Origin of the sequence: Pseudodesulfovibrio hydrargyri, assembly GCF_001874525.1 — a bacterium.
Taxonomy (GTDB): Bacteria; Desulfobacterota; Desulfovibrionia; order Desulfovibrionales; family Desulfovibrionaceae; genus Pseudodesulfovibrio; species Pseudodesulfovibrio hydrargyri.
This window is the reverse complement of the sequence record NZ_LKAQ01000004.1, coordinates 2545216-2558497: the sequence shown is the minus strand read 5'-3', so window position 1 is coordinate 2558497 and position 13282 is coordinate 2545216. Positions and strand designations below refer to the sequence as shown.

The 13282-nt window shown below is 61.2% G+C and carries 13 protein-coding genes; 8 read left to right on the top strand and 5 right to left on the bottom strand.

Features of this window, described 5'->3' with window-relative positions; translation table 11 throughout:
• From BerOc1_RS16225 to BerOc1_RS16205, 5 genes are all read right to left on the bottom strand, one after another.
• Window positions 1-723: a lysophospholipid acyltransferase family protein gene (locus BerOc1_RS16225; protein ID WP_071546766.1), complete on the bottom strand. Its 723-nt coding sequence runs from the start codon at window positions 721-723 to the stop codon at window positions 1-3.
• A 219-nt stretch (window positions 724-942) separates the two neighbouring features.
• Complete coding sequence (locus BerOc1_RS16220) at window positions 943-1716, bottom strand: 4Fe-4S binding protein (protein WP_071546764.1); 774 nt, start codon at window positions 1714-1716, stop codon at window positions 943-945.
• Window positions 1709-2584, bottom strand: coding sequence for a substrate-binding domain-containing protein (locus BerOc1_RS16215; RefSeq protein ID WP_071546762.1), 876 nt, complete (start codon window positions 2582-2584; stop codon window positions 1709-1711). Before BerOc1_RS16215 ends, BerOc1_RS16220 begins: the two co-directional genes overlap by 8 nt.
• A complete protein-coding gene (locus BerOc1_RS16210) occupies window positions 2560-3444 on the bottom strand; it encodes a radical SAM protein (RefSeq protein WP_084641647.1) in 885 nt (294 codons plus the stop codon). Before BerOc1_RS16210 ends, BerOc1_RS16215 begins: the two co-directional genes overlap by 25 nt.
• 263 nt (window positions 3445-3707) lie before the next feature.
• Window positions 3708-5768, bottom strand: a complete 2061-nt coding sequence (locus tag BerOc1_RS16205; protein WP_071546760.1) for an elongation factor G — start codon at window positions 5766-5768, stop codon at window positions 3708-3710.
• A 264-nt stretch (window positions 5769-6032) separates the two neighbouring features.
• On the opposite strand from BerOc1_RS16205, the gene BerOc1_RS16200 reads away from it, so the two are divergent.
• The 8 genes from BerOc1_RS16200 to uppS all read left to right on the top strand — a co-directional run bounded on the left by BerOc1_RS16200 (window position 6033) and on the right by uppS (window position 13262).
• Window positions 6033-6995 (top strand): ParB/RepB/Spo0J family partition protein, encoded by a 963-nt coding sequence (locus tag BerOc1_RS16200; protein WP_071546758.1) that lies wholly within the window; start codon window positions 6033-6035, stop codon window positions 6993-6995.
• Entirely contained in the window at window positions 6988-8118 is a 1131-nt protein-coding gene (locus BerOc1_RS16195; RefSeq protein WP_071546756.1) for an SPL family radical SAM protein, read from the top strand. Before BerOc1_RS16200 ends, BerOc1_RS16195 begins: the two co-directional genes overlap by 8 nt.
• 52 nt (window positions 8119-8170) lie before the next feature.
• Window positions 8171-9364, top strand: a complete 1194-nt coding sequence (locus BerOc1_RS18735) for a tetratricopeptide repeat protein (protein ID WP_084641644.1) — start codon at window positions 8171-8173, stop codon at window positions 9362-9364.
• 151 nt (window positions 9365-9515) lie between these two features.
• Window positions 9516-10331 (top strand): 30S ribosomal protein S2, encoded by an 816-nt coding sequence (rpsB, locus tag BerOc1_RS16185; protein ID WP_071546753.1) that lies wholly within the window; start codon window positions 9516-9518, stop codon window positions 10329-10331.
• 5 nt (window positions 10332-10336) lie between these two features.
• Entirely contained in the window at window positions 10337-11146 is an 810-nt protein-coding gene (gene tsf, locus BerOc1_RS16180; protein WP_071546751.1) for a translation elongation factor Ts, read from the top strand.
• Window positions 11147-11261: 115 nt separating this feature from the next.
• On the top strand, window positions 11262-11981 hold the full coding sequence (gene pyrH, locus BerOc1_RS16175) for a UMP kinase (protein ID WP_071546749.1): 720 nt from the start codon (window positions 11262-11264) through the stop codon (window positions 11979-11981).
• 1 nt (window position 11982) lies between these two features.
• Window positions 11983-12537, top strand: coding sequence for a ribosome recycling factor (gene frr, locus BerOc1_RS16170; protein WP_071546747.1), 555 nt, complete (start codon window positions 11983-11985; stop codon window positions 12535-12537).
• A gap of 17 nt (window positions 12538-12554) precedes the next feature.
• Complete coding sequence (uppS, locus tag BerOc1_RS16165; RefSeq protein WP_071547158.1) at window positions 12555-13262, top strand: polyprenyl diphosphate synthase; 708 nt, start codon at window positions 12555-12557, stop codon at window positions 13260-13262.
• Window positions 13263-13282 lie beyond the last annotated feature (20 nt).

Here is a 13282-nt window from a genome sequence, read left to right as displayed (position 1 = left end):
CTACCCCTTTGCCAGCAGTTCCTGGTACGCCGCGTTCATCATGTCGTACAGGTCATCCTTGAACCGCTCACGCTCCTTGAGGGTGTATTGCGCCGGGTCGATGACCGGCAGCGCCTTGAACCGGACCACGGGCCGATTGTCGATGAAGAAGTCGCCCTTGCCCATGACCCGCCCGGTGTTGGTCATGACGAACGGAACCACGGGCAGACCGGCCTTGAGGGCCAGGATCATGGCCCCGATCTTGAAGTCCATCAGCTTGCTCAGGTCGAGGTTGCGCGTGCCCTCCGGGAAAATGAGCGGCGATATGCCCGCCTTGGCGGTCTCCACGGCGTCGTTCAGGGATTGCATGGCCGCGCGGCGGTTCCCCCTGTCGATGCAGATGTGCCCGGCATGGCCGAGCGCCTTGCCGTAGAGGGGAATCTCGAACAGGGACTTCTTGGCCACGAAGCGGATGCGGTTGCCCTTGAGCAGGTAGAAGAGCACGGGGATGTCCAGGTTGGACTGGTGGTTGCCGATGAACACGTAGTGCCCTTTCGGGTCCACGTCGCCCATGTCCGCCTCGATCTTGACGCCGGACAGCTTCACGGCGGCCGCCCCCCAGGCCAACCCCCAGCGGTCGTATTCCTCGGGTGTGGACGTCTCGGGGTCCACCTTGAGCATCTTCAGAGAATACCAGATGGTTACGGGAACAAGCAGGATGGTGAAAAACAGTCTTCGGAGCATAGGTTTCCTTGTTTGAGTGGCTCCAGTCTGAGTAAACCATATCGCGGCGCGAAACAAGAGCGCAACCAGGCGGTATGCGTTATAATTCGGCGTCAAAACATGTTTTTTCGATTCCGGACCTTTATTTTCGGAGCAAAACGAGCCGTTGCGGACAAAAAAAGAGGGGGAAAATCCCCCTCTTTGCTTCACGCATGCCGGACGGTACCCGGGCCGGAATCGCTAGGCGGTCGATTGGGGACCGCGCCCCTTGGCCGCGGTGCCGAGATGGATGGCGTCCACCGGGCACACACTCCGGCATTCACCGCAGTTGGTGCAGTTGTCGCGCTCGGGCCGGGTTTCCAGCCCGCAGGTCCGGTCACACTTGCCGCAATCGGTGCACGAGTCGGCCACGCGGTACTTGAACGGCGAGAACCGGCCAAGGATTTCCAGCACGCCGCCCGTGGGGCACAGGAAGCGGCAGAAGAAGTAGGGAATGAGCAGCCCGAGCAGCAACGTCCCGACCACTATCGAGGTCCGTATCAGCCACAGGGGGAAGGCGTGCTCAAAGGTCAGCACGGTCGAATTGACGAACTCGCCGGTGCGGATGGGCACGGCCCAGCGCGGGTTGTGCATGCCGAAGAACAGGACCGCGCAGATCGCGGCGGCCACGTACTTGCCGTACCCGGCCACGGCCGCGAACTTGCCGCGCACCTTGCCGCGCAACACCGCCACCTTGCTGAACAGCTCGTTGAGCATGCCTGCCGGACAGGCGTAACCGCAAAAGGCCCTGCCGAAGAGCAGCCCCGAGGCCAATATGCCCAGGAGCACGATCAGCCAGAGTTGTTTGCCCGGACACTGGACAACCGGACAGTTGGCGCAGCTGACGTAAGGCACGGCAAAGGGACAGCGGAATATCCCGTAGTAGGAGAACTCCGCGATGGTGAACAGGGCCACGGCCTGAATGAGACGGCGGATCCAGTAGCGGGCGCCTCTGATTGCGGTGGTACTAGACATCCTTCACCCCGTACTTTTCGGCAAGGCGCCGTCCCTCGTCGGACAGCGCGGGAATGAATCCGGCCTCCCGGAAGCAGGCCTGCCCCTCTTCCCCGCAGATGAAATCGATGAACGCCATGGCCATGTCCCGGTTTTCGGCCCACTTCATCATCCCGATGGTGAACGGGATGGGCGGGGCCGGGAAATACTCCTCCGGGATGGGAATGACCTCGAAGGCCTCGCGGTAGCGCGGCAGGCGGGTGATGCGGCGTTCGACCACGGCCGCGTCCGCCTTGCCCGCGGCCACGTCGGCCACGTCGTGCTGGACGCAGGAGCCCAGATAGATGGAGTTGGCCGTGGCCTCCTTGACCACCCCGCTCTTCTTGAGCACGCCCATGGCGGCCGCCCCGCCGGGGGGCGAAGAGTCCGGCGAGCACAGGGTTTTGACGCCGTCCTTCTTCAGGTCCTTGATGGAAGCGATTCCGGCCGGGTTGCCCTTGGGCGTGACCAGAACATATTCGGTGAAGCACAGGGGCTGGAAGGAGAGCATTTTGCCCTGCCCTTTCAGGGCCTGGGCCAGTTTGAGCACGCGCGGAGCAAAGACTTCGGTCCTGGCGCTGCCGCCGAGCAGGGACTTGCCCAGGGCTCCCGCAAAGGCCCCCGTATAGCTGATGGACCCGCCCATGGCCTGTTCGAACTTGGCGTTGGCGGGCATGAACGCCTCGGCCAGCCCGCCGCAGGACCAGACCTGCAGACTCCCGCCGGCAAAGGTTCCCTGCGACGCGGCCGCAGCCGTGTGCGCGCCCATGGGCACGAAGGCGGTGGTCAACGCCGCCCCGCCGCCGACCATGAATTTACGTCGGCTCAACCGTTTTTTATCATCCGACATCCGTAATGCTCCTTACCGGGGATTCCCGCAGCGTCCGCCCGACACTGTTTGCATTTGGTGAAAACGTAGAGTTCCTTGCCGCATCGACGCCTAACCTCGGCCATGTCCCGGCCCGTGGGTCGGCAAAAATGTTTCAGCCCGTTGCGTGGAATGAGGGGCATGGGGTTGAATACCTTGGCCCCGAGCCGCGCGGCCATGCCGGACACTGCCTCGGCCTCGTGCATGTTGATTTCCGGAATGACGACCATGTTGACCTTGACCACCATGCCCGCCTCGGCGGCCCGGGCAATGCCCTCGCGCTGGCGGTCGATGAGGATCCGCGCCGCTTCCGTTTCCTTGATCCAGATACCGCCCTCAAGGATGCGCGGTTGCACCTGGGCCACGGTCTCCGGGGTCACGCCGTTCACGGTGACCGTCAGGGTGTTGACCCCGACCGCGACCAGCCGATCCATGCTTCGCGGCAGGGCCAGGCCATTGGTGCACAGGCACAAGGCGGCCCCGGGGGCCTGCCGCCTGACTCGTTCCAGGCATTCGAAGGTCTCTTCATTGGCCAACGGGTCGCCCGGCCCGGCGATGCCCACGATGGAGTCGCCGCCGTATTCATTCAGAAAGGCCAGGGCCCTGAGCGCGGCGGCGCCGGGCGTCATGACCACCGAGGCCGTGCCCGGTCCGGGCAGGTCCGGGTCGTCGGACAGGATGCGTTCGCAATAGGCGCAGGCCAGGTTGCAGCGCGGGGCGACGGGCAGGTGGATTCTGGCCACCTGGCCGTGGGCCTCGTCGTTCAGGCACGGATGAAAGGGGATGGGCGAAGCATGACGCAACACATCCCCCTGTTCCCGAATCGCTGTCATGACTTCCATACGGGCACTTCCAGGGGTAAAAGGTTCAGCGGCGCAAAGGCGCCCATGCCCGGAACCAGCCGGACGGACCACATCAAAAATAAAAATCGTCTATGGATTTCCCTCGAAGCGATCTATAGCACGACAGGCAAACCAGGACACCTTCCCGCACTCAATCAGGATTTTACACCAAATCACGTGCGTCCCCCCTCCGATGGCCAGGCGCAAAAAAAGGGCGGCGGGTCGCCCCGCCGCCCTCGCGACTTCGAATCGTAATGAACCCCTTATTCCTCGTCGTGCTTCTTGTTGGCCGCGATGACCTTTTCGGTCTCCTGGGGCGGGCATTCCTCGTAAGCGGCGAACTCCATGAAGAAGGTGCCCTGGCCGCCGGTCATGGAGTTGAGGTCCGGGGCGTAGCGCAGCATCTCGGCCATGGGCACGTGGGCCTTGACCTCGGTGATGCCCGCCTGGGAGTCGGAGCCGAGCACCTTGCCCCGGCGCGACGACAGGTCGCCGATGACGTCGCCCATGAACGAGTCGGGCACGGCCACGGTGACCAGCATGATCGGTTCGAGCAGGGCCATCTTGGCCTTTTCACAGGCCTTCTTGAAGGCCAGGGAACCGGCCACCTTGAAGGCCATTTCCGAGGAGTCCACGTTGTGGTAGCTGCCGTCGTACAGGGTCACCTGGAAGTCGATGACCGGGTAGCCCGCGAGCACGCCGCGCGCGGCGGTCTCCTGGATGCCCTTGTCCACGGCCGGGATGAACTGGCGCGGGATGGAGCCGCCCACGATCTGGTCCACGAACTCGTAGCCTTCACCCGAGCCCTTGGGGGCCACGTGGATCCAGCAGTCGCCGAACTGGCCGCGCCCGCCGGATTGTTTCTTGTGGCGGCCCTGGATTTCCTTGGCCCCGGTCTTGAAGGTCTCGCGGTACGGGACCTTGGGGGTCTTGAGCAGGATGGCGGTCTTGTAGCGGCGCTTGGCCTTCTCGACCGAGATCTCGATGTGGTTCTGGCCCATGCCCGAGAGCAGGATGTCGGCGGACTCCTCGTCGCGCCCCAACGTCAGGGTGATGTCCTCCTCGAGCAGCTTGGCCACGGCGGCGTAGACCTTGTCCTCGTCGCCCTTTTCCTCGGGAGCCAGGGCGAAGGTGATCAGCTGCGGGGCCAGTTCGGGCTTGGCCAGCTTGAACTCGCCCTTCTCCACCAGGGTGTCGCCGGTGTGGGTGTTCTTGAGCTTGGCCAGGGTGACGATGGCGCCCGGGCCCATGGGGGTCTTGACCGGGGCCTGCTCCTTGCCGTTCATGAGCAGGAGCTGACCCACGCGTTCCTTTTCGCCGTTTGCGGTATTGACCAACTGGGAATCGGGGGAGAGCTGGCCCGCCAGGACGCGAACCACGGTCAACTGTCCCGCGAACGGGTCGGCCTGGGTCTTGAAGACGAAGCAGGCCAGGGCCTCGTCCGGGGAACTGGTCAGTTCGGAGCCGTCCTCGCCCTGCCACGGCTTGTGGTCCAGCGGGCCGGGCAGCAGGCTCTGCACGGTGTCCAGGATCATTCGGCCGCCCTGGCAGTTGAGCGCGGCGGAGACCACCACAGGCACGAGTTCGCCGGAAGCGACGCCAGCCTGGAGGCCCTTGGTGATGTCCTCGGGGGCCAGTTCGCCCTCCTCGAAATATTTCTCCATGAGCTCTTCGTCGGATTCGGCGATGTTCTCGATCATGGTCTCGCGGATGGTCTCGACCTCATCGGCGATGTCGCCGGGGATGTCCCCCTCGGTGACCGCGCCGTCCGCGCCGAAGATCAGCGCCTTGCCGGAGAGCATGTCCACCACGCCCTTGAAGTCCTCCTTGGACCCGATGGGGTAGTAGAGCAGGGCCGGACGCGCGCCCAGGGCATCGGAAATGCCGTTGAAGGCCAGGTCGAAGTCGGCCCGGTCGCGGTCCATCTTGTTGATGACGATCATGGAGGGAAGACCCATCTCCTGGACCTGGGCCCAGATCTTGCGGGTCAGCGGCTTGACGCCGTCCACGGCGTCGATGACCATGACCACGCCGTCGGCGGCGGTCAGGGAGTAGGAAAGATCACCGGCGAAGTTGGAGTCGCCGGGGGTGTCGATGAGAAAGTGGTCGTTCTTGTTCCATTTGAAGCTGGCGAAACCGGGCTGGATCGAACCGCGACGCTTGATTTCCTCGGGCTCAAAGTCGAGAACGGTGCTCCCTTCTTCGACCTTGCCGAGGCGGTTTACAACTCCCGAGTTGAAAAGCAGCATCTCGGCGACGGTGGTTTTGCCGCTACCGCCGTGACCGACGAGTGCATACGTTCTTTGGGTCTTGAGGTCAGGCATACTTCACTCCACATCGTTTCTGGTTGTCCTTAACGGAGTCGCGGAGCCGCTTTCGCCCCGCGAAAAGCACAGCACTTGGTTTTTTACGGGTTTAGTCCTATAGGAAGACCAACGCGAGAATGTCAAGTGTTGCCAGCTCTTCAACTTTATTCCAACCACTTGAAATAACGTTCTTTTTCTACGAGCTTCTTCATAAAATACCCTCTTTCGCAAACAATATCAATCCGTTGTCGCGACATTGAGAGAAACTTCCAGGAGTCCGCATTGCAGCTCACAAGCGAGATTTTCACCTCCCCGGCCCAGGCCATACGGACCGGGGGCGCCCACCTGTTCTGGTCGGGCAATATTTCGGAATCGCTAAGGAATTCCATAGCGGAATTCGGCCAGTCCGCCCCGGTCCTGGTGTTCAACGGAATGGGGGGACCGACCCTGGCAGCGGGCAGCGCCCGGCTGGCCATACTGGCGGAGCTCGACCGGCCCGTTCTGGCGCGCATGGTCGAGGGCGCGGACGACGTCTCGCTGGGGCTGCTCTACCTGGCGGACAACGCCCACCGGCAACTCGACGACGCCATGCGCTTCAAGGCCCTGCAATATTTCGCCCCGCTCCTGGACAGGACGGACCTGGAGCAAGACGTCCTGCCCCGCCTCGGGGTACGGCCCAAGTCCAAAGACGCACGCCTGCTTCTGGACTGGCTCGGTCTGCCCGAAACGTGGCAGGAGCTGCTCGGGCGCGGCACCCTGCCCCTGGCCGCCGGGATGGTCCTGGCCCGCATGAAGGATGCGGACCGCGACGCGGTCATGCCGCTGTTCGCGGACATGGCCTGGTCCCGCTCCAACGCGGTCAACGTCCTGACCTGGCTGTACGAGGCCGCCCGCATGGCCGGAACGCCCGTGGCCGGGGTCATGGACAAGGCCGGCATGCCCGCCCTGCTCGACCAGGGGCTGTCGCCCAAGGACGCCATCGCCCGGCTGTGCGCCGTGGCCCGCCAGGCGCGCAACCCCGAGCTGACCCGACTGCGGGAGCGGTTCGACGCGGCGGCCCGGACCGTGACCGGAGGCACGGCCTGGAAGCTGGTCCAGCCCGACAATTTCGAGACCGACGGGGCCGAGCTGTCCGTGCGGGTCAAGGACCCCGAGCAGCTCGCCAGGGCCGTGGAAGAACTACAGGGCATGGCCGACAACCCGGCCTGGCAGACCGTGTTCCGTCCGGACGGTGACAATGACTAAGCTGCCCAGCCATCTGCGCAAGATCGGCCAGGTGTTCGTGGACGAGTCCATGACCGGCACGCCCATCGCCCGCCGGGTCCGCGAGCGGCTGGCCGAGGGCGGCCGGGCGGACATCCCGTGGACCGTGATCCCGCCCGACCAGGACCGCGTGGTCTTTGACCAGGGCGATACCCAGGCCATATACCTCAAGGAATACAAGGGGCGCTTTCTGCGCTTCTGCCCCGGCACCCGCGCCTACCACTGCTGCGGTTACCGGATCATCCACATCGGCGAGAACTGTCCCATGGCCTGCTCCTACTGCATCCTCCAGGCCTATTTCCAGGACCGGGTGCTCAAGGTCTGGGCCAACCAGGACGACCTGTTCCGCGAACTGGCCGACGGCTTCGGCGCGGACCGGAACACCCGCTACCGGGTCGGCACCGGCGAGTTCACCGACTCCCTGGCCCTGGAGCACCTGACCGGCTACAGCCGCGACCTGGTCCATTTCCTGGAGGACTACGACAACGTGGTCCTGGAGCTGAAGTCCAAGGTGGTGGACCTGTCCTGGATGGACGGGACCACGCGCACGGACCGCGTCCTGCCCGCCTGGTCCCTGAACGCCCCGTTCATCAACGAACACGAGGAGTTCGGCGTATCCACCCTGACGCAGCGGCTGGAAGCGGCCCGGACCTGCGCCGAGGCGGGCTTCAAGGTCTGCCTGCATTTCGACCCGATCATCCGCTTCGACGGCTGGCGCGATGGCTACGCCGAGATCATCGACCGCATCTTCGACTATGTGAAGCCGGAGCAGATCGCCTACATGTCGCTGGGCTCCTTCCGCTGCATGCCCCAGCTCAACCCGATCATCGAGGACAAGTTCCCGGAGACCACGTACATATATAATGAATTCGTCCCCGGCCTGGACGGCAAGGCCCGCCTGCTCCGCCCCCTGCGCGTGGAGCAGTTCCGGTTCATGGTCGACCGCCTCCGCGCCCACGGCATGGAGGAGCAACTCTACTTCTGCATGGAATCCACCGAGGTCTGGAAAGAGGTCTTCGGCTACGCGCCCAAGGACTTCGGCGGGCTGGGCAAGCGGCTGATGGGACGGGGATTTGGAGATATTGGCATTTTATCAAAAATATGATACTCGATACGCGTTTTATCAAGTCCGCCACATACTTCTAGGGGAGATAAAGATGCAACTTGGTATTCGAATATTATTCGTGATAGTTATGTCAACAATGCTTTTTGGGCTTTGCCAATCTGCCACATCCGCGCCTCATACCCCCCGAACAATTCATGAAGAAATTCAGTTGTTAAAAAATGAAGACATAGCTTTATCATGCAAGATTGCTACTCTTAAAACTGACTCATCTGCTGATAGCAGAATTTTATCAATGCAAATTCAAATTCTTGAATCTCATGCTGTCTGGACTGCAGCAATCGTATCTACTATTCTTGCGCTTTTAAGCATCCTAGGATTCAAACATATTAAAGCTTTAATGACAAAAAGGATCGAATCACAACTGGATGAGAGTGTCCGTAATGCTGAATTTTATTTTCTCAACAAATTATCTGCAATGGAACAAGATGTTTCAATACTAAAGAATAAAGCAGAACAAGATATTATTTGGCTCAAAAAAAGAGCGCTTGAAGAGTCTGCAAACATCAAAAAAGGCAACGCCAGCTCACCGGAAATATTAGAAGAATACAGCGAGCGCATAGCGAATGTCAAAGACAAAGATTCAATGACTGCTGAAGATTGGTACTTGATTGGTAGAGCTCATCAATTAAAAAACAACTTCGCTGAGGCAGTCGCAGCTTATGACAATGCTCTTAAAATTGATAGTAATTTCAAAGAAGTTCTGCTCGAAAGAGGCAATTGCAAAGCAGATTTAGGAGATCAAGCCGGAGCCATTGATGATTATTCCCTCTTGATTAAACAAGAACCAGGTTACGCTTGGGCATACAATAATCGTGGTATTATTTATTTGACCAAAAGTGAGTACGACTTGGCAATCAAAGACTTTCAGAAAGCGCTAGAAATATGCCCCGACCTTACCCAAGCAGAAATCAACTTAGCTGAATCATATTTAATAAAAGGTTGCCCAGAAAAAGCGATTTCGACCCTATTAGATATGAACTTAAAGTCAGCTAATTCTATGTACATTGATCAGGCGAATTATATAAAATGGTTGGCCGAATCAAAGATCGGAACAGACCGCGATCAGCTGATTACTCACCTCTCTAGCCTCGCGTCTGCTTCGTTTATTAATTGGGATTTTACCATTATTGATGCTTGGCTTGAAGAAACCGATATCCCTTCCCAGACAAAAGAAGACATAAGAAAAAATCAAATTCGTTTAAGTTCCGACCGTCAAACCAAATAAAAGCTCCATGTTGCCCCTTGCCAAGCGCGGCTTGATGCGTTAAGTACCCCCGACTTTAAATTCACACATCCCGCCCATAACTCCGGGTGGCCCGTGATGGCACGGGCTCCTTAATGGACCGCGGGATGGACGAAAAACCCAGGAGATTATCATGGCTTACGTTACTATGAAGCAGATGCTGGAGACCGGCGTCCACTTCGGCCACCAGACCCGCCGTTGGAACCCCAAAATGCGCCCCTACATCTTCGGCGCCCGCAACGGCATCCACATCATGGACCTGCAGCAGACCGTCAAGATGTTTGCCACCGCCCATGACTTCATCGTCGACACCGTGGCCAAGGGCGGCAAGGTGCTGTTCATCGGCACCAAGCGCCAGGCCCAGGAGTCCGTCAAGGCCGAGGCCGAGCGCGCCGGCATGTTCTTCGTCACCCATCGCTGGATGGGCGGCACCCTGACCAACTTCCAGACCATCAAGAAGTCCATCGACCGCCTCAAGACCCTCGAGCAGATGTTCGAGGACGGTTCCATCTCCCGCTACACCAAGAAGGAAGCCGTGGGCATGAACCGCGAGGTCAAGAAGCTGAACCTGGCGCTCGGCGGCATCAAGGACATGAACGACGCCCCCAAGGCCGCCTTCGTCATCGATCCCAAGCGCGAGCAGATCGCCATTCAGGAATGCCGCAAGCTCGGCATCCCGGTCGTGGCCGTGGTCGACTCCAACTGCGACCCGGACCTGGTCGACTACATCATCCCGGGCAACGATGACGCCATCCGCGCCATCAAGCTGTTCGCCACCCACATGGCCGACGCCTGCCTCGAGGGCGCCGCCATGCAGAAAGACTACGAGGCCAACGCCAGGGCCGAAGCCAAGGCCGCTGCCGCCGCCAAGGAAGAAGCCGCCCCCGTTGCGGAAACCGAAACCGAAGAGAAGGCCGAGGCTCCCGCCGAAGCCGCTTCCGAGGAGTAGAAATAATGTCGATCACCGCCGCACAAGTTAAGGCCCTGCGCGAGAAAACCGGCGCGGGCATGATGGATTGCAAAAAGGCCCTGGCCGAGTCCGGAGGGGACGAGGAAAAGGCCGTCATGTACCTTCGCGAGAAGGGGCTGTCCAAGGCCGCCAAGAAGGCCGGACGCGCCACCTCCGAAGGTCTGGTCACCCCCTACGTCTCCGAGGACGGCAAGACCGCCGTCATCGCCGAGCTGCTCTGCGAGACCGACTTCGTGGCCAAGGGCGACGACTTCGTGGCCTTTGCCGAGGCCCTGTCCAAGAAGATCGCCGACCTGGACGTGACCTCCGGCGACGCCGAAGCCCTGCCCGCCGAGGTGGCCGACGTCACCGACCTGATCGCCAAGCTGGGCGAGAACATGGGCGTGGGCCGCTTCGCCAAGGTCTCCACCGACGGCGTGCTGGGCGTGTACATCCACTCCAACAACAAGCTGGGCGTCATCGTCGAACTGACCGGCACCGACGACGTGGAGGTCGCCAAGGACGTGGCCATGCACGTGGCCGCCATGAACCCGGCGTGCATCTCCCCCGAGGAGCTCCCGGCCGAGATCCTGGAAAAGGAAAAGGCCCTGTATCTCAAGCAGGCCATGGACGAGGGCAAGCCCGAAGCCATCGCCGAAAAGATCGTTACCGGCCGCCTGAACAAGTTCTACAAGGACGTCTGCCTGATCGAACAAGCCTTCATCAAGGACGACAAGCAGACCATCAAGCAGATCCTCAAGGGCGGCACCGTGGCCAGCTTCCACCGCTTGGCGCTCGGTGAAAAGGCCGAGTAACCGAACAGCCGAAAAAATGAAAACGGGCCTTACGGCCCGTTTTTTTTGTCTGAAAAACATGCTATCGCCTTTGGGCGAGATCGTATCGCAACCTTTCTTACACGTAGGGGTACCAATGACCAAGACGCGTTATTCGCGGATTCTACTGAAACTGAGCGGCGAGGCGCTGGCCGGGGACCAGCAGTTCGGCATCGAGCCCGAGGCCATCGGGCAGTTCGCCAAGGAGATCGCCGAAGTGGCCGCCACCGGCCTGCAGATCGCCCTCGTCATCGGCGGCGGCAACATCTTTCGCGGCATGGCCGCCTCGGCCAAGGGCATGGACCGCGCCCAGGGCGACTACATGGGCATGCTGGCCACGGTCATGAACGCCCTGGCCGTCCAGGACGCGCTCGAAAAGAACGGCTGCGACACCCGGGTCATGACCGCCCTGTCCATGGCCGACGTGGCCGAGCCGTACATCCGCCGCCGGGCGTTGCGGCACATGGACAAGGGCCGCGTGGTTATCTGCGCCGCCGGTACCGGCAACCCCTACTTCACCACGGATTCGGCCGCGGCCCTGCGCGCGCTGGAACTCAAGTGCGACGCCATTTTCAAGGCCACCAAGGTGGACGGCGTGTACGACAAGGACCCGGTCAAGTTCGACGACGCGGTCAAGTACGAAACCGTCTCGTACATGGAAACCCTGGAAAAGCGGCTCGGCGTCATGGACTCCACCGCCATTTCCATGGCCAGGGACAACAACCTGCCGATCATCGTCTTCAACCTGCACAAGGAAGGCAACATCCGCAGGGCCGCCAACGGCGAAACCATCGGAACCATTGTTCAAGGAGACTAATATGCAAACCGTACTCGACGACGGCAAAAAGAGAATGGCCGGCGCCATCGGCGCCCTGGACAAGGAATTCGGCAAGCTGCGCACGGGCCGCGCCACCACCGCCCTGGTTGACTCCATCCAGGTGGACTACTACGGCACGCCCACGCCCATCAGCCAGCTCTCCTCCGTGTCCGTGCCCGACTCCAAGACCATCACCATCCAGCCCTGGGACAAGGGCGCGTTCGGCGCGGTGGAAAAGGCCATCCAGTCCTCGGACCTGGGGTTGAACCCGGTCAACGACGGCAAGATCATCCGCATCTCCATCCCGCCCCTGACCGAGGAGCGCCGCAAGGAGCTGGTCAAGGTGGCCAAGAAATACACCGAGGACGCCAAGATCGCCATCCGCAACGTGCGCCGCGACATGAACGACGCGCTCAAGAAGATGGAAAAGGACAAGGACATCTCCGAGGACGACCTGCGCCGCAGCGAGGCCGAGGTCCAGAAGATGACCGACGACTACGTCAAGAAGGCCGACGAAGTCATGGCCGCCAAGGAAAAAGAAATCCTCGAAATCTAGGACCATCCTTGAGCATGATGCATATTCCCACCCACATAGCCATCATCATGGATGGCAACGGCCGGTGGGCGAAACAGCGCGGGTTGCAGCGATCCGACGGCCACAGGGCCGGGACCGAGGCGGCCCGCGCCGTCGTCACCCGCTGCCGCGAGCTCGGCGTTCGCCATCTCACCCTGTACACCTTCTCCAAGGAGAACTGGTCGCGCCCCAAGGACGAGGTCAGGACCCTGTTCGACCTGCTGACCACCTTCCTCAAGCGGGAGGAAAAGAGCCTCAAGGAACAGGGCATCCGCCTCCAGGTCCTGGGCGAGATCGACGACATGCCCCTGGCCGTGCGCCAAGTGCTCCGGCACGTCATCCGCCAGACCGCCGATTGCGGGGAAATGACCCTGAACCTGGCGCTCAACTACTCGGGCCGGGAGGAAATCCTCCGCGCGGCCCGGGCATTGGCGGCCAAAGGCGTCTCGCCCGAGGCGATCACCGAAGAGGTCTTCGCGAACGAGTTGTGGACCGCGGGCCAGCCCGATCCGGACCTGGTCATCCGCACCAGCGGGGAGTTGCGGCTGTCCAACTACCTGCTCTTCCAGTCCGCCTACTCCGAGTTCTACTTCACGGACATCTACTGGCCGGACTTCACCCCGACGGAACTGGAGAAGGCCATAGCGGACCTGAACGGCCGCCAGCGCCGCTTCGGCAAGACCGGCGACCAGCTGGACGGCGCATAGGCTCCCCTCCCCCGCGCGAC